This is a genomic window from Flavobacterium difficile, assembly GCF_011392115.1.
Classification (GTDB): Bacteria; Bacteroidota; Bacteroidia; order Flavobacteriales; family Flavobacteriaceae; genus Flavobacterium; species Flavobacterium difficile.
This window is the reverse complement of the sequence record NZ_JAAJBT010000002.1, coordinates 460,165-480,003: the sequence shown is the minus strand read 5'-3', so window position 1 is coordinate 480,003 and position 19,839 is coordinate 460,165. Positions and strand designations below refer to the sequence as shown.

The window sequence follows — 19,839 nt, the reverse complement described above, 5'->3', positions numbered from 1 at the left end:
GAGAGTAAACAACATTTTTTCCAAATGATTTGGCTTATCGTTTTAGCACCTTGCTTGTTGTTGCAGGTTGCTATCTTTGAAAGATTCGTGATAACGGGTGCAAAAGTAGTTGAAAAAATATCTTTTAAAAAAAATTTTGAAAAACTTAACTAAATTTTAATGCTTGTTAAGAGAATAAACAAAAAACCTAAAAAAAAACTCCGCTAATCTAGAGACTAACGGAGTGTATAAAATAGCTATGAAGCTTAATGACTACCTTCTACTTCAATAGCATCGACATCAATATCTTGCTTTTTCAAAATTCCTTTGACTAAAATGGCAAATAATGTTAAATAAGCAAAACAAATTACCGCCACTATGTACGATTGGTGAATACCGATAATATCGGATAATTTACCTTGAATAGGAGGAATAATTCCACCACCTAAAATCATCATCACTAAAAAGGCTGAACCTTGAGAAGTATATTTTCCTAAGCCAATAATAGATAAACTAAAAATTGCTGGCCACATGATACTACAAGCTAATCCGCCAGCTAAGAAAGCATAAATAGCAACTGTTCCAGAAGAAAACAATCCAATTAACATGGCAATAATTCCGAAACTACCGAAAATCATTAAAGTTCTAGCTGGTTTATCTTTACTTAAGAAGAAAGCAATAATTTGTATAAAAATACAAAGTACATAATAGTATAAAGGCTTCATATCTTTTCCAGAAATGATATTCACACCTAAAATAACGGCAAAAGCAATTAAAGGCACTACGATTAATGCTATGGTTTTTTTAGATCCTTGTAAGTTAAAAACTGAAATAGCTCCAGCCCAACGACCAATCATTAATCCGCCCCAATACATTGAGATGTAGGGAGCAATATCAGAAGATTGCATGCTTCCAAATTCTTCTAATTTTAACAACTCACCTAAATTACTTCCAATAGCCACTTCTACTCCAACATATACAAAGATGGCTAACATTCCTAATACCAATTGTGGATATTGCATCGCACCCCAACCGTTTACGTTTTTCTTAGCTGATAAATAGGAAAATAGAATTCCACCTAAAACCACTAATAACGCTCCAGATAGCCATAACATTCGAGATTGTTCCAAAGGTACTTTTAGTGTTTTAACTTCATTTTCTTTTTGGCTAATGGCAGCAGTATGATTTTTCAAACCTTCTTCTGTAAATCTGGCTACTTTAGCGGTTTCCTTTGCCTGGTCAATTTCTTTACTTAATCTTTCAATTTTTAAAGCTTCTTCACTTTTATAACTTTGAAAAATTGGGGTAAACATTACAGCCAACAAAACCGTCATAATTACTAAAGTTCTCAGCGCTTTATTTGCTTTTTCCATTGGTTCGGTTGCAATTCCTGCTGGAACTTTCTTAGAAAAATAAAACAGCGCTGCAGATCCAACAAATAGTAAGCCCACTACAACATATAATATCACTACTTTATCTAAAGGTAAACTTTTAATTTGTTCGTCTGAAACTGCTTTTGCACTTCCAAATAAAGCAAATGCTACTAAAATTGGACCAATAGTTGTTCCTAAAGAATTAATTCCACCTCCTAAATTTACTCTACTCGCACCTGTTTTTGGATTACCTAATAAAATTGCAAAAGGATTTGCTGCGGTTTGTTGTAAAGAGAATCCTAATGCTACAATGAATAAACCTACTAACATTCCGGCATATACACTTGCTTCAACTGCAATAATCATTGCTCCGGCACCTAATGCAGAAAACAATAAGCCATACACAATACTTTTCTTATATCCCCAAGTACCAACAATATCTTTACCAGTAGCATTTCCCATTGCAAAAAGCAATAATGCACCAATATAATATGCTGTATAAAAAGCAAAATCAATTAATTGTGATTGAAATTGGTCTAACGAAAAGAAGTTTTTACAAAATGGTATAAAAATACTGTTTCCAGCAGCTATAAATCCCCAAAAGAAAAATACGGTAATTAGTGTATATAATGCGGGATAATTGGTTGGTTGGTTTTCTGAATTCATAAATAGTAGTTTATATTTTTAATAGTTTTATGATTAGTTAATTGCTAATTAACAAAATATTATGGCATAAATTTATAAAATTGAAATTTAATTTTTAACGAAATCGTTGTAGTTGTGATTTTGTATAGTTAAATCGTATTACAAAAGCATGGAATTCGTAATGGGTTTTACAAATTGTTAGGACTGATAACTGAAATTAAAAAATCCCAATTTCTTGGGATTTTTTTTATTCTTTTCCATCTAAATAGTTTTGCAAATAAGCAAAACGTGTTGTTAGTTTTCCGTTTTCTGTAATTTTTGCTCTTTCTAAAACACCATCTGCATCACCATTAAAAAAAGCAGGAATTACGTGTTTTAGGAACATTACTCCGAAGCCTTCACTGGCATCTTTTGGTAATTCACAAGGTAAATTATCTACGGCCATTACCACTATGGCGCTTGGATGAAACATATCTACTTCTTTGTGTTCACCTGGTAAATAACCATAACTTGGTTCGGCAATTGTGCTTGCTCTTAAAGTACACGCAATTGGTCCGTTTATATCGCAAGAAATATCTGTTACAACTTTAAGTTTACATTTCGGAGAAGCTAACATTTCTTTTGATAAAATTACTGGAGCTCCATTTCCATAAAAATGTCCTGCCATAAAAATGTCTGATACTTCTGCAAAACGCTCAAAATTTGACACGTAATTTTGCGGATTAGTATAAAAATCTGATTTATCAAATGCTACACCTTCTTTATGTGTGTTGTAGTCATTAACATCAATTATTGTATAAACAGGATAGGTATAAGTATTTTGTAAGTAAGCATCTACAGACACTTCTTTAATTTTCATTCCATCTAACATTTCTTTGGCACCCATAGCCACTTTACCTCTACCGGTTAAAACAATTTTTATTGCAGGTAAAAAAGGCTTTTTAAGCTGTGTTATTAAAGCAGCCTGATTAGGTAAGGTTTCAGCTTTCGGCAAATTAAAAAGATCAAATTTTAATCCGAATGCCCTTATACCATTGTAAGCACCAACAATTCCTGCATAACGACCAAAACCAATTAATCGGGTATTGTCTTTTTCAACAACAGTTTCATGGTCATACAATTCTATATTTTTATCTATGCAAGCTTGTAATAATTTACGATTATAAGCTTGTTTTTTTATCGTGTGTGAGAAGAAAAAATATTTTTTATTAGGAAGCAAAGCATCAACTGGAATTTCTTTTACACCTAAAAGCACATCACAATCAGAAAGATTATCAGAAACTTCAAATCCTTTATCGGTATATTCTGAATCTGAAAATACTCTAACATCTGAAGATTCAATTTTTATTGAAGCTTTTGGGAAAAGTTTCGTGACTTCTAAAAGTTCACTTGGTGTAAAAACTACTCGACGATCTGGGGGATTTTTTCTTTCTTTTACAATTCCGAATTTCATTTTTTGAAACATTTTTTTTGAAGTGGTTACAAATATAACAAATTCGAAATAAAAATAGTACTTAGAAAAGGGTTTCTAAACGCCCTAAAAGAAAAAAAACATATTTTATATTTTTTTAAGTTTTTGAATAATTTTATACTATTTTTTTAACACTATTGTTTAGAAAAATTCTTCATTTAACGAATAATAAATAATTACTTTTTTAAATTTAAAAATCCTTCAATTACTTTTAAATATTAGTAAATTTAGTATCTTTGGCATCCTATTTGGAAAGTTATTTTCCAAATAAAAATGGGGTCGACTGGTTTTGACAGCAAGTGGCACTGAAAAGTAAGCATGTCGAGCATTGTATTTTTGGCTCGTAAATATCAATAATACACACTTTATAAACGGCGAAAATACTTACGCTTTAGCTGCATAATCCGAATTATAGTACGATAATGCCAAGTCCCAACAAGGTTGGGAAGCTGGATTTCTCTCAAAAGCCTTGGTTTATGGCGGTTGATTAAGAGGAATGGTAAAAATAAACCTAGGAATGGTAAAACTTTAAATCCATTCTGACAGTAATAAAGTTAAGCAATTAGTGGCTGTTTTTGGCCGGGCTGGTTGTCGAAAATTCAAACAAAAACTAAACATGTAGAAAGCTCTTTGATGGCTTGTTTGGACGAGAGTTCGATTCTCTCCGACTCCACAATAAATACTGATTTTCAGTGTTTTACAAAATTTACACCCGATTTTACACCCAGTTATGTAAAATTGGGTGTTTTTTATTATTAGCACATTTTTTAAAATTTGAGCGCTATAAAACTTAATTATTGCTTTTAAATTTCACAATAATTTCTTCAATGTCTTCTTTAATGAATTCCCAATATTTGCCTTTGAAACAAATAGGATTGAATTCATCATCAGCTAAACTAAAATCAGTAAAGTTTTGAATAATCAAATCTCTATCATGAGAGTATGGATATCTTTGTTCATGTAACTCTAACATTTGGGTTAAACTATAATTTTCAAATAGTTCATGTAAATCCCAAAAATCTTTTTTGCGACCACCTCTTTGAACTACATCTAACTTCATAGCAATGATTTCTTCAATCGTAGCCATTCTAATAGTATCTTCTAAACAATAAGGTTGAATGAATTTATCTGTGTAAAAGATATCTAACTTTAAGGTATTGTCTTTATCCTCCCCTACTAAATAGGATTTACCCATTCCTGGAATACTATTTGAAAGATGGTCTAAATATTTGAAATTGCTTTCTAAATACTTTTCAATAGCTTCAAAATCAATTTCACCATAATCCACATCACTAAAAAGGTCTATATCTATCGATTCTCTATGTCCAATTTGTAAACTCAATGAAGTACCTCCAACTAATCTAAAGTTTTAAACTCTTAAGCTGCCATTAATTGAAATAAGCCTTCTTTTAATAAATCATTTACGGTTTTGTAGTGAAGCATTATTCTATTTATTTTTATAGATAGTATATGGTTTTCCTGTTGACGTAGTAAGCGCAATGTTTATTTTATCAGCACCATAAAAATGAATTAGTTCTTGTTTTTCAGTTTCATTTCCACGTTCAAAAATTCTTCTGATAACAGCTTTATAATGCTTATCCCAGTCTATCATAGTTATATCGGTATCCCAAAATAATGATTTTCGTAATAAAGATAAATTAGGTGTACTGCCTCCTCTTTTATGCTTTTCTTCATTTATTTCAAAATAGGTTTGAAGTATTGCTAAGGTACCTTCTTCTAAACCAAGCCTTTCTTCAATCTTAAGTGCTAATGCGGTATTTAATTTACGCTTACCCTTGGTTATTGCATTAAGTGTTTGTGGATGTTCTCCTATAGACAGAGCAAAAGTACGCTGTTGCAGCGCTCTTTTTTTAAATTCGCGATCCAAAATAATACCTGGGTGAATCCCTTTATATTTTTCTAAATAGATATTCATAGCACAAATGTAAACAAATTTGTTTACATTTTACACAAATCCTGCCAATGATTTGAAAACTTATATACTTTTTAAAATTATTTAATTATTTTGAAATCACTAATTAAATTATATAAAATTACATCATAAGATTTTATACTATTTTAATGGTGTTTGTTAAGTAGAAAAACCGCTCACACTAAAAAACCAATCATTCAAAATCCTTAAAAAAGGGAATCTTTTCAAGATTAGGTGCTCTATGATTATACAAAAAACCCTTCAAAAGATTCAACTTTTGAAGGGTTAATTTTAACTTTAAAAATTATCTTACTACTGCTTTAGTTAGAAGTTGTTCTATATTATCTGGAATTACATTATCTAACTTTGCAATTCCTAATGAAGTGGTTCCTTCTTTAATATCATCTAAAAGCCATTTGCCATTTGTAAATTCGAAAAACCAAACATAATCAACATCCTGAAATCCCTTTTTTCCTTCCACAACATTGTTGGTAGCTTTATCTACTAAATAATCTTCTACTTCAACATCTAAAGAAATTGCAATTCTAGTTCCATTTAATGTTTCATCAGTTGAAAACTCTAAATACAAAGGATTAATTTTGGTTATTTTTCTCAATTTAGAAACATTATGGAGGTTGTGGTTTTTCCAATAGTCTAAATTTACGATTTGCTGATTTTGCCAATACCAATGGTTTACATACTCTTTAACTTCAGACATGTTCTCGTTTTCCCAAGCTATATACACTCGTTTAATAATATGAGTAAATTCTTTTTCTAACTGCAACCAATTGAAATTTTTATTTTTTAAACTTAACTTCTCTAAGAGTTTCTTATTTTTATAAATGGCAATTTTCTCGGTAAAATATACATACAAAATGAAAGGCAATAAAATAACTGTTACTATACCTAAAAGCAATTTTCCCCAAAAAGATTTAAAAAGTCCTTTTGCTATGTAACCACCAGGACCAGCAAATGCAGGTTCAACGGAAAATAACAAAATCATGACTACGATAACCAACCAATTTTTCTTTAAAAATTTCATGTAATTTTATTTGAGTTAATAGTAATTAATATAACTGGTCGTATCATGTAGAAAAACCAATTTTTTAGTTTTCGAATTTAGATAATTTTTCTGATTACTGATTATCGAAGTGCATTTAATTACTAACATAACTTTCTATCCGTTTTTTTTCTGAAAAGTTACTAGATAACAATTACTGTTTTCAAATTAAAAGAAATTTCTTGAATCGGTAACTAATTTCTGGTTTTTGTATACCCCATGATCAAAATCTAATCTATTGGCCTTAACTGCAATTGGATAATAATCACCGGTTTGTGCGGTCATTTTGATTTTGTTAGTTGCTTCAAAGTTAAAATCGATTTTACCTTCAGCAACTTCTTCAAATTGGGCTTTTAAACTTGAAGATATTTTAAAATCGGTTTCAATTTCAACGTTTAAATTTTTTGCATATAATACACCGGTTACTATAATGACATCATTTTTATTCAAACTTTTTAATAATGATTCATTCGGATGTAAAAAATCTGCAGATGATAAAAAGTTATTTAAAGTACCTATTTCAATTTCTTTCGTAATAGAATTGTCATAACTGATGGTTACTTTTTTTCCTTTCTTTATTTCTGTTGCTATATTTAAATTTGCCAATCCTATAGATTTTAGAACGGTATCTAAAGTGGTGATTCCTATATTAAAATTAAACTCATTTTTAATTTCAGAATTTACAGACAACGCCTCATTAGTTACTATATTTATCTTTACATCACTTTCGAAAGCATGTGCTAACTGATCGTAAAATAATTGAATTTTATCAAAATCTTTTTTCAACCAAAGTTGTGTTAACTTCTGATTTCTAACTGGACTTTCAATTAAGTCGTATCCAGATTTTCTTAAGCTACTTGTTAAATTCATGGTTTTAATTTTAATTTTTACTGCTTACTCTTTTATCCCTTTTCAGCTTACGGGTGTTATTTATTTTTCAATTCCATTTCCAAAAATATTTTTGTTTAAAACGCGTTGGTCTATTTCGCCTTTTACTACCCAAGAAATTCCGAATGCCAGTAGCATAATGGTTTCTAACCAATACGTAACGTTATACTTTTCTGCCCAAAATGTTGTGGTACTGGTAGTTTTTTCTAAAATAAAAATAATAATAAGCACAATCATGCACGACATCATAATTAATGCACAATTTCTATAGATGTTATGCGATTTCATTTTACCAAAATCTTCTGGATGTTTTGTTCTTCTGAAGTTGACAAATGAAATTACAGAAAGGGTTATAAAAAATAAGGCCGCAGCTAAATAATGAATGTAGCCGGTAGTTTCGCTTGCTACGAAAACTCTAAAATTATCATTTATTTGTTTTGAACTTGTTGGGAAGATCACTACTAACAACGCCATCAAACCAGCAAAATTCGTCATAAAACTGTCGCCTGGAATCTTACAATATTTTCCAGACTTGGGTTTAGAATAGCCGCGATAACAAAATAAGAATAACGAAACTGCACACAAAGCACCTGTAAATAATTCGCCAACCGCAGTATAATAAAAGTGACTAATGGAGTCTTTTAAATTTTCATCAGGTAAGTAAGGTTTTTCAAAAGTAATCCAAAAAGAATGGTTTAAAATCTCAGATTCATTAATTAGGGCATTCATTGACCAAAGTCCAAAAGGCAACAACATGCCAATTATTCCCACCGCTCTTCTAATTTTATGATAGGAAATTACTCTATTTTCCTCTCCATTAGTGAAATTATCTCTGTTTTCAGTAGTGGTTTTCATTTTATTTTATTTAGGTGAATTAAAAAGACATTTCTTTAAAAGAAAAAAGTTAAAACATTACAAATCAAAGATATACAATTAAAAGCACAAATCTATACGCAATTAAACCTGTTTAAATTACAGGTAATTTTACGTAATCCAAATTGTAAGAAGAACTAAATAAAAAGAAAAATTAGCCAATTAAAATTTATTCGAAAGGAATAATCATATGAAACTCGGCACCTTTATGCAATTGGCTATTTATTGCTAAAGATGCATTGATTAGTTCTAAACGTTCTTTTATATTTTTTAAGCCAATTCCGTCTGAAGTTTTTGTTGTATCGAAACCCATTCCGTCATCTTTAACTATCACTTCGAGTTTATTAGAATTGGTATGAATGTTTAAAAGACATTTTTTTGCATTGGCATATTTATGTACATTTAAAAATAACTCTTGTAAAATTCTGTAAATATTTATTTTTGCTAATGATGATAATTTCGACCAATCGACGTTATCGTTAACAGCAAGATAAAAAGTAGTGGGTCCTATACCCGAGTTGGAACTAATTAAATTTTGAAGTAAAAAAGTAAAATCGGTAGAATTAAAATTATTTTCTGAACTCAAATCATGTGAAAGTGTTCGTATTTCCGATTCAATTTTTTGTAATTCTTTCACTAAAACCAGTCGTTTTTCTTTAGCATCCAAATCGTCAAATTCATTTAAAAAACCTAAGTTTAGTCGCACTCCATAAATTTGATTCATGATTCCGTCGTGCAATTCTTTTGAAATTCGATTTTGTTCGTTTTGTTTCGCGTTAACTAGTTCAATCTGAAAATCGTTTGTAAGTTTAAACAATTCTTTATCGGCTTTGTTTTTTTGTTCTAATAAAAGCACTTCCTTTTTTAAAGCCATTCGATGTCGAATATAAATAATTAAAAGAAAAACAATAACCGACATTATAATTCCTAAAACTAAGACTAAATTTTTATAGGAAAGCACTTTGTTTTGATCTTCTACCTTACTAGTTTCGAATTCAATTCTTGCAAATTTATCTCTACTTTTACGTTGTTTTTTTACGATACTATCGCTAATTCGAACATATTCATTTTTATAAAATGAAGCATATTTGGGATTTGTAAGGGCTAAAAAGTTCAATGCTTTTAATTGTTCATTTCCGCTTCTTAATTGTTTAGACAACACTAAGGCTTCATTAAAAAATAAATTGGCCTTAACCGTATCTTTTTTTAACAGTAGAAATTCGCCATAATTGATAATTTTGTACAAATAACTCTGAGTATTTTCTGAACTTTTAGCGGCATTCATAACAGAATTAAAATAAGCATTGGCTTCCTTTAAATTACCACTTTTCATTAATGAATACGCTAAATTGCCCTTAACGCCCTCGTAAAGTTTTAAATCTTTAGCTTTTAAATTTTCTGTTAATAAATTTTTTAAGATACTAGCAGATTTAGAAAATTCTTTTTTCTTATCATAAATATTACAAATATCAATCGTATTGATAATATTAAATTTAAATGTTTCTTCAAGATTGAAACCTTGTCGTTCCATTCTTTTTAAAGCAGTTGCAGCCTGATTAAAATAGTCTAAAGCTTTATCGTACTCTTCTAATTCTGTATGGTTAGAACCTTGTAACGAACAACACATGTATAGCAATTCCAAATTGTTGCCATTTCTTAAAAAGCTAAGTGCTTTTATTACCTCAATTTCACTTTCTGTGTAATTGCCTTCATAAAACAATAAATAGGCTTTGTTATAATGCACTTTGGCTAATCTATCCGTATTACCCAACAATTGAAAAACTTTTTCAGATTCTTTATAATAATAGTAAGCGCTATCTTTTTGAAAATTTTCGTAACAATCACCCATATAATATAAAGACCTTCCCATACTGACAGAGTCTTTACTCATCTTAGCAATTTCATATGCCGCTTTTGTTATTTTGAATGATTTTTTATTTTCTTTTAAGTAATAGTACTCTGTAGATAATTTTAAGAATCTGTTCATTCGAATAGAATCAACTTCAATATCGTTCACTTTTTTTTCAACAGAATCTAAGTACAGTAATTTATTATCTTTTGATAATTTTAAATAATTTTTAGTTTCAAAAACATCATCTCCAATAACAGCAACATCTCTACCTTTTTTACAAGAAAAGATAGAGATGCTGATAAGAATGAATAAGAGTTTATTTTTCAAAAATTTTATTTTAATTCAAAAATATGAAAAAAAAGAAAACAACTTGAATAAAAATTAATCTCTTCCTTTTGGCTTTAATGGATCACCAGCAAGGGTTACAACAACTGAATCACTTTCTCTTGAATTTAAATCTGTAGTTTCAAATTGTTGTGTTCTTCTTGTAGTTGTTTCTGTATTAGATTGAGGTTCGTCTGCAGTACAAGAAACTAGGAAGAAAGCAAGAGCAATTGTAGCTAAAAGAGTATAATTTTTCATAACATTTTTTTTTAAGTTTAACAAAGTTTTGTTTTTTTTTAGTTTGTCAAAATTAAAAAACAAAAAACACATAAAATATGTTTTTGGAGTGTTGTAAGTAACTCACCTACCAAGAGAAGTAACTGTATATAAATTTTATGTGAATGACATTTTATATTTTTCCTATTCTTTTGATGATGGCATCAATATTTTCTCTGAAGGTTCTAGAAAAAGGAATTTTGTACATATTATCGAATAAAAAGCAATCGAACTTGCCTAAATTGATTCGTGTTACAAATTTTATGTTAACGATGTAGCTGTTGTGGACTCTAAAAAAATAAAACGGAAGTTGTCCTTCAAAAAATTTCATGGTTTTGAATCCGGATATAATTTTTCCTGATTGCAAATAAAAATCGGTGGTATTATTGTCTGCTTTTAAATAAATAATTTCGTCTAAAGGAATAAAATGATAGTCGCCATTAGATTTGATACACAGTTTTTCCATAGAAGTATCTTTGTAATATTTGATAAACTTCAACACAGATTTTCGCAACTCTGAATTTAGTTGTGGAAGCAATACATAATCCATCACACCTTGTTTTAAGGCTTTGTATGCATATTCTTCCGTGGCGTTTATAGCCACAACATAAGGAAGTTTTTCTAAATACTGCTGTACACTTAAAAGCAGATGCAAAGGGATTTCATTTGAGAAATGAAAAAAAATAAGTTGCGGTTTTTTTTCTAAAATTAAATCAATTGCATCGTCATAATTCGTACTGATTCCAACACATAACAACTCATCAAACTCTAGAAATCTGTCACTTTCTTTGTTTAAAGTTGAAGTTGCATCAATAATTATATAGGATATTAGCACGATTTAATTAAATTTGATGCAATTTAACACCATTTACCCATACAATTTTACGGTTTTTGGCACAAATACTTACGGTTATGAATAAATTGAAAAATTTAACAGTTTTAGTAGTAGATGATCATCCGTTTACGTCTGATGCTTACATCAATTTGATTTCTAAGGAAAAAGATGAAAATAGCTTTAAATTTGTAAAAGAAACAAACTGTGAAACAGCATTTAATAGCATTCAATTTATGCTAAAAAAAGGTAAAAAATTAGATATGGCTTTGCTAGATATTAATTTACCACCTTATGAAAAAGGGCGCATTTTATCGGGTTCTGATTTAGCGGTATTAATTCGTGAGAAATTTCCAAAATGTAAAATTATCATGTTAACCATGCATACCGAACCATTATTATTAAACAAGGTAATTAAAACTATCAACCCTGAAGGATTCATTTCTAAAAATGATATTGACTTTACCACTTTCCCAAATATATTTTTTAAAATTAAAAATGGTGAAAATTATTTTAGTCCAACCATAAACAAGTCTATTCAAGCGTTAGTTGGGAAAACTTTAAATTGGGATGAATATGATACCCAAATTATTTTATTGTTAGAAAAAGGCATTCAAACCAAAGATATTCCAAACTATATTGACATTTCATTAAGTTCAGTTGAAAAAAGAAAAGCCAGCATAAAAAGACAATTGGCGGAACAGAAAATCACTGATAATGAGTTAATTACGCTTTGTAAAAAGTTAAAATTAATATAAAATTTCAAACCGTAAACATTAGTCCGAAAAACCGTAAAATTTGTTGAAACGAATGCCGTACCTTTATAATTATTAAAATGATTATGGCGGTAGGTATATATATTTCAGGTTTAGAGCATGCTACAGATAATGAAACTGTAGAAAAATATGCTGCACGATATGTAAAAGAGTTAGAAAACGCTACTTTTAACTTCAAATACTACACTAAAATTGAAAAAATTTATTACACAGCTACACACAGTAGTTATGTAATAAAAATTTATGAGCATGATAAGAATTCTGAACCTTCAGCATCTGATAAATTAGTTTATAAACTATATGATTTTGAGTACCACAAAGAACTAAACCAAGAGTACCAAACTAAAAATTTATTTTTTAAAAACAGTCAATTGTTGTTTTTAGTTCTTAAAAAAATACCTAAAATAGTTAGCAATTTATTAAAAAAATCTACCTACAAAAAAGGAGGAAAAACCTTTTATATGTTTTTCTATTTTTTTATAATGTCTGTGGCAGTTCTTTCGCTTTTGCCCTTTCTAATCCTGTTTTTCGATACGTTGAATGCAATAGCAAACAGCGACATCAATCTTATGCAATTGGTCTTAAAATATTGTATCGTATTAACGGTATCTTTCATGTTATTTATACCAGAATCTAACATTATACTTACCAAAATTGCAGCAGAATTTATCTTACTAGATCATTACATTTACAATAAGGATCAAAAAGAAAAAATTAAAAATAATTTAGAGCACCTTATCGATTATATTGTACAACAAGACGTAAACAAAAAAATCCATTTTCATACGTACAGTTTCGGTTCTATAATTGCCTTAAACAGTTTATTTCCTGTACAATCCGAACCATCAGAAAACCTTTTACAAAAAGTGAATTTATTAGTCACTATTGGTGCGCCGTATGAATACATTAAAAATTACTATCCTAACTTCTATAAAGATAGAAATGATTATATGACGAAAAAAATCCAGTGGATTAATGTTTATTCTTTAGCAGATGCCTTTGCGAGTAATTTCAGATACGATAATAAAGCAGGCGAAGCCAATTACGGAATTTTAAATACCGAAGAAACGCCGATAAACATTAACTATGAAATTTCTCAGAATACCAATCATAATGTGTTTGATTTTTTAGGACTAAAGAAAATGTATATGCATGAATCTTACTGGGACGACTCCAGATCAGGAGCCTCATGCACGCATTTAATTTATTTCAAAATGCGTGAAATCGGACAGTGGTCTGTAGCGTAAAAAAAAGTACGAGATGCGAAGTACGAGGTTAGAAGTACGAGGTACGAGGTATGAGGTACGAAGTTAGAAGTACGAGGTACGAGGTACGAGGTACGAGATACGAAGTACGAGGTTAGAAGTACGAGGTACGAAGTACGAGGTACGAGGTATGAGGTACGAAGTTAGAAGTTAGAAGTACGAGGTACGAAGTACGAGGTACGAAGTACGAGGTACGAAGTTAGAGGTACGAAGTTAGATGTACGAGGTACGAGATACGAGGTACGAGGTACGAAGTTAGAAGTTAGAAGATAGAAGTACGAGAAACGAGGTACGAGAAACGAGGTACGAGAAACGAGGTACGAGGTACTAAGTTAGAAGTTAGAAGTACGAGGTACGAGATTCGAGGTACGAGGTACGAGGTACGAAGTTAGAAGTACGAGGTACGAGGTATGAAGTTAGAAGTACGAAGTACGAAGTACGAGGTACAAAGTTAGAAGTTAGAATTACGAGGTTAGAAGTGTAATTTACGAAAAAATCTCACTCACAAAGGTAGTATTTCACAAACTGAAATCCCTTTCTCTCATTCTCCCATCTCCATTATCTACCTACCATCCTCCCATCATCTAGCTACCATCACCCTATCTCCTAATCTCTCATCACTCAATCTCTCATAACTCAATCTCCCAATCACCCATTCTCCTCAATCACTCATCACCCCATCACCCATTCTCCCCAATCTCATCACTCAATCTCTCATCACTCAATCTCTCATTACCCCATCACCCATTCTCCCCAATCTCATTACTCTATCTCCCAATCACCTTATCACCCCATCTCACTTTCTCCCCAATCTCTCATCACCCAATCTCTCATCACCAATCTCCCATTCTCCACAATCTCCCATTCTCCACAATCTCTCATCACTCAATCTCCCAATCACCCATTCTCCTCAATCTCTCATCACCCCATCACCCATTCTCCCCAATCTCATCACTCAATCTCTCAATCTCTCATCACTCAATCTCTCAATCTCTCATCACTCAATCACCCAATCACCCAATCTCTCATAACTCAATCTCCCAATCTCCCAATCACTCATTCTCCTCAATCTCATCACTCAATCACCAACTCTTTTAAATAATCATTAAATAATTTCCAATTTCTTGTTCAAAACTTTTAATAAAACTTTAACTTTTATATATTTATACCCTAAACTTTAAACTCAAAAGAACATGAAACAAAAACTTTACTATTTTTTAATGATATTTATGTATCAATTTATCCTATTTGCCCAACCGGGTGAATGTTTAGATTTTGATGGAAACAATGATTTCGTAAATTGTGGGACTTCTTTAAATTCGGTTATAGATCCCTTAAATACCATAACAGTAGAAGCTTGGGTAAGACCTACCACTAACACTGGATTAGGAGTAATTGTTGGAAACTATGCCAATAACGACCAATCTTCTATGCAGTTTTTATTACGTAGAGATACCAACAACTACAGTTTTTGGATCAGTGGCATCCCAGGAAATTTTAAAGACGTTGTTGCAACGAATACAGTAACGGTTAACACTTGGCAACATGTTGCTGGTGTATGGAATGGTTCTGAATTAAGAATTTATGTAGATGGTATTTTAAGAGCTACTAGAACTGGTGTTACTGAAAGTAGTTTTGCTGCTACTACTAATGCTTTACATATTGGAAACAACCAAGCTGGTACAGGTGCTGAACGTTTTACGGGTAGCATAGATGAAGTTCGAATTTGGAATTTCGCTAAAACTATCGAACAAATTAACGGTGCTAAAAACTGTGAATTGCCTAGTTCGTCACCAGGCTTAATTGCGTACTATACTTTCAACCAAGGAAACAGTGCACAAAACAATAGTACAGTTACTACCTTAAATGCTGTAGCGGGTCCGAATGGAACGTTAACTAACTTTGCTTTAAACGGTTCTACTTCTAACTGGTTGGCTGGTTCACCAGTAACTACGGGTTCTGTAGTGCCTTCTGTTGCTACTGTAACTACTCCAGTAGTATATTTACAAGGTGATATTGCTACTCCATTAACGGCTACAATTGGTGCCAATGGAACTGGTTTATTATGGTATACTGCAGCTACAGGTGGTGTAGGTAGTACAACTGCACCAACGCCAAGTACTGCAACTTTAGGAAACACCACTTATTGGGTAACTTCTACGAATGCAAATGGTTGCGAAAGTGCCAGAACTGCCCTTGTAGTTTCAGTGAAAGTAAGTAACGACGATTGTTCTAATACGATATCGCTTACTGTGGGTGCTTCTTTTAACGACGCACCTGCTAATGTGGTATTAAGTACTGCTACCAATTCGGGTACTCCAACGCCAGTTTGTGGAAATTACCAAGGTGGAGATGTTTGGTATACTTCAACAGTTCCTGCATCTGGAAATCTTGTTATTGAAACTAACGGAACGGGCGTTTACGATACTGGATTAGAAATATATACAGGTACTTGTGGAGCTTTAAACTTATTTAGCTGCGACGATAATAACGGAAATGGCGATTATTCTAAAATTGTATTACTAGGTCAAACACCTGGAACCGTATTTAGAATAAGAGTTTGGGAAAACTTCTTTGCCAACTCTAATGCACAATTCCAAGTAGCGGCATATGATTATATCGAACCTGCTACCCACTTAAACTTTGATGGAACAGATGACGTGGTTAACCTAGGAACAGGATTAACTAGTTATTTTACAGGAAGAACACAAGTAACTCTTCAAGCTTGGGTAAGACCTGAAACGGCTACTGGATTAGGAACAATTATTGGAAATTATAACTATCCAACTAATATTAACGCCATGCAAATGATGTTAAGACGTGATGGTTTACAATATACTTTCTGGTTAGATACTGGATCTGGATATACTAGTATTGCCGCTGTAAATGCTGTAGTATTAAATACTTGGCAGCACGTAACTGGAACTTGGGACGGTTCAACTATGAGACTATACATCAATGGGAATTTAGTAAATTCTGCAGCGAAAACAGGTACCATTCCTGCAAAAACAACAAGTTTTAGTATTGGGTCTAACGTAGCAGAACGTTTTGATGGGGACATAGACGAAATCAGAATTTGGAATGTAGCCTTAGCACCAACAGACATCATGAATACTATGAATTGTGAGGCTATTAATCAACCAGAATTAGTGGCACACTACAAATTCAATCAAGGAAATGATTATTCAAACAACACAAGTGTTCTTACTTTAGCAGATAGTTCAGGAAATAACTACTCGGGTACGTTAACGAATTTCTCTTTAACAGGTGCTACTTCAAACTGGCGTAGAGGTTCGATAGTGATTACAGGAAATTCATGTGCTTTATTAAGTAGTTCGAACTTCGAAAGTACTACTTCTATAAAAGTGTATCCAAATCCATCGAATGGTATTTTCACGATTGAAACTAAAGACAACTTAACTGTTGAACTTTACGATATGGTAGGAAAACTGGTAGCTAGTAAAAAAGTAACTATAGGTAATTCTACTATAGACATTACTCATTTCGATGCGGGTATCTACATCTTAAAAGCTACTACTGCAACAGGTGCCAACCAAACGTATAAAGTTATTAAAGAATAACGATAAGGTAGTAAAAGGCAATATGCGCCTTATGCTTACTAGATAAAGAAAAACCGTTTCAATATTTTGAAACGGTTTTTTTATTTTTATAAAGTTAAAGTAGGATTATTATGACTATGTTTTTCAATTCTTAAACAATGTTGTCATGTTATATTACGTTGTCATCCTGTTTCAGGATCTAGTTTCAATACTACTTTCTTTTACACCCTAATTAGAACCTGAAACAAGTTCAGGTTGACAAACTTTGCGTTGATTGTGTGTCTTGCTGAACTCGTTTCAGTATCTAGTTTCAATACTACTTTCTTTTACACCCTAATTAGAACCTGAAACAAGTTCAGGTTGACAAACGTTGTAGATAAACGTTGTGTGTAAACTATGTGCAATCTTTGTCATGCTGTCCCGAAACTTCGGGATCGATTTAGCATCTAGTTTCAATCACGCGTTCTTTTACACTCTAATTAGAACCTGAAACAAGTTCAGGTTGACAAACGTTGTGGATAAACGTTGTGGATAAACTAAGCGCAATCTTTGTCATGCTGAACTAGTTTCAACATCTAGTTTCAATACTACTTTCTTTTACACTCTAATTAGAACCTGAAACAAGTTCAGGTTGACAAACGTTGTAGATAAACGTTGTGTGTAAACTATGTGCAATCTTTGTCATGCTGAACTAGTTTCAGCATCTAGTTTCAATACTACTATCTTTTACACCCTAATTAGAACCTGAAACAAGTTCAGGTTGACAAACTTTGTAGATAAACGTTGTGTGTAAACTATGTGCAATCTTTGTCATGCTGAACTCGATTCAGCATCTAGTTTCAATCACGCGTTCTTTTACACCCTAATTAGAACTGAAACAAGTTCAGGTTGACAAACGTTGTGGACAAACGTTGTGGATAAACGTTGTGTGTAAACTATGCGCAATCTTTGTCATGCTGAACTAGTTTCAGCATCTAGTTTCAATACTACTTTCTTTTACACTCTAATTAGAACCTGAAACAAGTTCAGGTTGACAAACTTTGCGTTGATTGTGTGTCTTGCTGAACTCGTTTCAGTATCTAGTTTCAATACTACTTTCTTTTACACTCTAATTAGAACCTGAAACAAGTTCAGGTTGACAAACGTTGTAGATAAACGTTGTGTGTAAACTAAGCGCAATCTTTGTCATGCTGAACTAGTTTCAGCATCTAGTTTCAATACTACTTTCTTTTACACTCTAACTAGAACCTGAAACAAGTTCAGGTTGACAAACTTTGTAGATAAACGTTGTGTGTAAACTATGTGCAATCTTTGTCATGCTGAACTAGTCTCAGCATCTAGTTTCAATACTACTTTCTTTTACACCCTAACTAGAACCTGAAACAAGTTCAGGTTGACAAACTTTGTAGATAAACGTTGTGTGTAAACTATGTGCAATCTTTGTCATGCTGAACTAGTTTCAGCATCTAGTTTCAATAACACTTTCTTTTACACTCTAATTAGAACCTGAAACAAGTTCAGGTTGACAAACGTTGTAGATAAACGTTGTGTGTAAACTAGGCGCAATCTTTGTCATGCTGTCCCGAAACTTCGGGATCGATTTAGCATCTAGTTTCAATCACGCGTTCTTTTACACTATAATTAGAACCTGAAACAAGTTCAGGATGACAAACGTTGTAGATAAACGTTGTGTGTAAACTATGTGCAATCTTTGTCATGCTGAACTCGATACAGCATCTAGTTTCAATACTACTTTCTTTTACACTCTAATTAGAACCTGAAACAAGTTCAGGTTGACAAACGTAGTGGATAAACGTTGTGTGTAAACTATGCGCAATCTTTGTCATGCTGAACTAGTTTCAGCATCTAGTTTCAATACTACTTTCTTTTACACTCTAATCAGAACCTGTAACAAGTTCAGGTTGACAAACTTTATAGATAAACGTTGTGTGTAAACTATGCGCAATCTTTGTCATGCTGAACTAGTTTCAGCATCTAGTTTCAATACTACTTTCTTTTACACCCTAATTAGAACCTGAAACAATCCCGAAACTTCGGGATCGATTCAGCATCTCACCATCCACTTCCACATTGCTTGTCATGCTGTCCCGAAACTTTGGGATTGTTTCTGTATCTCACGTAAATCATAATTCGTACCTCGTACTTCCAAATTACTTCATCAGCTTTTTCAACGCTTTAGTTGGTTTTACGCCGTTGCTTTCATTTTTGCAATACGCCACTAAAAGTGCGGCTGTTTTATCATGCACTTCTACCTCTGAAAGTGGTGTATTGGTGTTTTCAAGAACTACTTTACACATTCCTGCTAAATACAAAGCAAATAAATCTTTGTTGTCGCTAACTAAATCGGTCATTTTGGTATCAATGCTAAACGTGTGTTTGCAACCTTCCATCCAACGCATCATAAATTGGGTGGCGTTTAATCGGTTCAATTGGTTTTCTTTAACCGAATTTTCGAATAAGTAATTGACACATTCTAAAACTTTAGGTTCTGCGGATACATACGATTGATCTGATTTTAATTCGTATTTTTCTAAAGCTGAAAAATCTTGTGCAAATAATGTGGTGCACAATACTAAACTTAAGGTAACAAGGATTTTTTTCATGTTGTTTTGGTTTTTGGTTACTAACTAATTTTTAATAATTTGTTTTAATACTACTTTTTGTTGTGCCCTGCTACTTTAACAAGACCTAAATTTTTTTTTCGAAAAGTA

General features: G+C 31.9%; 14 protein-coding genes, 1 other RNA gene and 1 riboswitch. Of the genes, 4 read left to right on the top strand and 11 right to left on the bottom strand.

Annotated features, from left to right (window positions below; translation table 11 throughout):
- Positions 1-4: 4 nt before the first annotated feature.
- Positions 5-99: riboswitch (SAM-I-IV-variant riboswitch) on the bottom strand.
- Between the two features lie 146 nt (positions 100-245).
- The gene (locus G4D72_RS05115) at positions 246-2,018 is read right to left on the bottom strand and encodes a sugar MFS transporter (RefSeq protein WP_166076543.1); all 1,773 of its coding nucleotides are present in this window, start codon (positions 2,016-2,018) and stop codon (positions 246-248) included.
- A 226-nt stretch (positions 2,019-2,244) separates the two neighbouring features.
- The gene (locus G4D72_RS05110; protein ID WP_166076542.1) at positions 2,245-3,450 is read right to left on the bottom strand and encodes an NAD(P)-dependent oxidoreductase; all 1,206 of its coding nucleotides are present in this window, start codon (positions 3,448-3,450) and stop codon (positions 2,245-2,247) included.
- A 293-nt stretch (positions 3,451-3,743) separates the two neighbouring features.
- Here G4D72_RS05110 and ssrA point away from each other — a divergent pair.
- Positions 3,744-4,144: a transfer-messenger RNA gene (ssrA, locus tag G4D72_RS05105) on the top strand.
- Positions 4,145-4,258: 114 nt separating this feature from the next.
- Here the strand turns inward: ssrA and G4D72_RS05100 are convergent.
- From G4D72_RS05100 to G4D72_RS13525, 8 genes are all read right to left on the bottom strand, one after another.
- Positions 4,259-4,810 (bottom strand): nucleotidyl transferase AbiEii/AbiGii toxin family protein, encoded by a 552-nt coding sequence (locus G4D72_RS05100; protein WP_235922449.1) that lies wholly within the window; start codon positions 4,808-4,810, stop codon positions 4,259-4,261.
- Between the two features lie 105 nt (positions 4,811-4,915).
- Complete coding sequence (locus G4D72_RS05095) at positions 4,916-5,404, bottom strand: helix-turn-helix transcriptional regulator (protein ID WP_166076541.1); 489 nt, start codon at positions 5,402-5,404, stop codon at positions 4,916-4,918.
- A 301-nt stretch (positions 5,405-5,705) separates the two neighbouring features.
- Positions 5,706-6,443 carry a Tim44 domain-containing protein gene (locus G4D72_RS05090; RefSeq protein WP_166076540.1) on the bottom strand — a complete coding sequence of 246 codons (738 nt, stop codon included), beginning with the start codon at positions 6,441-6,443 and terminating at the stop codon, positions 5,706-5,708.
- A 186-nt stretch (positions 6,444-6,629) separates the two neighbouring features.
- A complete protein-coding gene (locus G4D72_RS05085; protein ID WP_166076539.1) occupies positions 6,630-7,331 on the bottom strand; it encodes a gasdermin in 702 nt (233 codons plus the stop codon).
- Positions 7,332-7,391: 60 nt separating this feature from the next.
- Entirely contained in the window at positions 7,392-8,204 is an 813-nt protein-coding gene (locus tag G4D72_RS05080; RefSeq protein ID WP_166076538.1) for a hypothetical protein, read from the bottom strand.
- Positions 8,205-8,391: 187 nt separating this feature from the next.
- A complete protein-coding gene (locus G4D72_RS05075) occupies positions 8,392-10,401 on the bottom strand; it encodes a tetratricopeptide repeat-containing sensor histidine kinase (protein ID WP_166076537.1) in 2,010 nt (669 codons plus the stop codon).
- 54 nt (positions 10,402-10,455) lie between these two features.
- Positions 10,456-10,656 carry a hypothetical protein gene (locus G4D72_RS05070; protein WP_166076536.1) on the bottom strand — a complete coding sequence of 67 codons (201 nt, stop codon included), beginning with the start codon at positions 10,654-10,656 and terminating at the stop codon, positions 10,456-10,458.
- 151 nt (positions 10,657-10,807) lie between these two features.
- Entirely contained in the window at positions 10,808-11,509 is a 702-nt protein-coding gene (locus tag G4D72_RS13525) for a LytR/AlgR family response regulator transcription factor (RefSeq protein WP_166076535.1), read from the bottom strand.
- A gap of 77 nt (positions 11,510-11,586) precedes the next feature.
- Between G4D72_RS13525 and G4D72_RS05060 the strand changes: the two genes are divergently transcribed.
- The 3 genes from G4D72_RS05060 to G4D72_RS05050 all read left to right on the top strand — a co-directional run bounded on the left by G4D72_RS05060 (position 11,587) and on the right by G4D72_RS05050 (position 17,128).
- Positions 11,587-12,264, top strand: coding sequence for a response regulator (locus G4D72_RS05060; RefSeq protein ID WP_166076534.1), 678 nt, complete (start codon positions 11,587-11,589; stop codon positions 12,262-12,264).
- Positions 12,265-12,347: 83 nt separating this feature from the next.
- On the top strand, positions 12,348-13,529 hold the full coding sequence (locus tag G4D72_RS05055) for a hypothetical protein (RefSeq protein ID WP_166076532.1): 1,182 nt from the start codon (positions 12,348-12,350) through the stop codon (positions 13,527-13,529).
- Between the two features lie 1,211 nt (positions 13,530-14,740).
- Positions 14,741-17,128: a LamG-like jellyroll fold domain-containing protein gene (locus G4D72_RS05050; RefSeq protein ID WP_166076531.1), complete on the top strand. Its 2,388-nt coding sequence runs from the start codon at positions 14,741-14,743 to the stop codon at positions 17,126-17,128.
- 2,150 nt (positions 17,129-19,278) lie between these two features.
- On the opposite strand, the gene G4D72_RS05045 is transcribed toward G4D72_RS05050, so the two are convergent.
- The gene (locus G4D72_RS05045; protein ID WP_166076530.1) at positions 19,279-19,731 is read right to left on the bottom strand and encodes a hypothetical protein; all 453 of its coding nucleotides are present in this window, start codon (positions 19,729-19,731) and stop codon (positions 19,279-19,281) included.
- Positions 19,732-19,839 lie beyond the last annotated feature (108 nt).

What these genes read in the sequence shown, in the direction of transcription:
- G4D72_RS05055 (WP_166076532.1), top strand. Translation starts at nt 12,348, where the DNA reads ATGGCGGTAGGTATATATATTTCAGGTTTAGAGCATGCTACAGATAAT.
- G4D72_RS05090 (WP_166076540.1), bottom strand. Translation starts at nt 6,443, where the DNA reads ATGAAATTTTTAAAGAAAAATTGGTTGGTTATCGTAGTCATGATTTTG.
- G4D72_RS05085 (WP_166076539.1), bottom strand. Translation starts at nt 7,331, where the DNA reads ATGAATTTAACAAGTAGCTTAAGAAAATCTGGATACGACTTAATTGAA.
- G4D72_RS05045 (WP_166076530.1), bottom strand. Translation starts at nt 19,731, where the DNA reads ATGAAAAAAATCCTTGTTACCTTAAGTTTAGTATTGTGCACCACATTA.
- G4D72_RS05070 (WP_166076536.1), bottom strand. Translation starts at nt 10,656, where the DNA reads ATGAAAAATTATACTCTTTTAGCTACAATTGCTCTTGCTTTCTTCCTA.
- G4D72_RS05095 (WP_166076541.1), bottom strand. Translation starts at nt 5,404, where the DNA reads ATGAATATCTATTTAGAAAAATATAAAGGGATTCACCCAGGTATTATT.
- G4D72_RS05110 (WP_166076542.1), bottom strand. Translation starts at nt 3,450, where the DNA reads ATGAAATTCGGAATTGTAAAAGAAAGAAAAAATCCCCCAGATCGTCGA.
- G4D72_RS05050 (WP_166076531.1), top strand. Translation starts at nt 14,741, where the DNA reads ATGAAACAAAAACTTTACTATTTTTTAATGATATTTATGTATCAATTT.
- G4D72_RS05115 (WP_166076543.1), bottom strand. Translation starts at nt 2,018, where the DNA reads ATGAATTCAGAAAACCAACCAACCAATTATCCCGCATTATATACACTA.
- G4D72_RS05060 (WP_166076534.1), top strand. Translation starts at nt 11,587, where the DNA reads ATGAATAAATTGAAAAATTTAACAGTTTTAGTAGTAGATGATCATCCG.
- G4D72_RS05080 (WP_166076538.1), bottom strand. Translation starts at nt 8,204, where the DNA reads ATGAAAACCACTACTGAAAACAGAGATAATTTCACTAATGGAGAGGAA.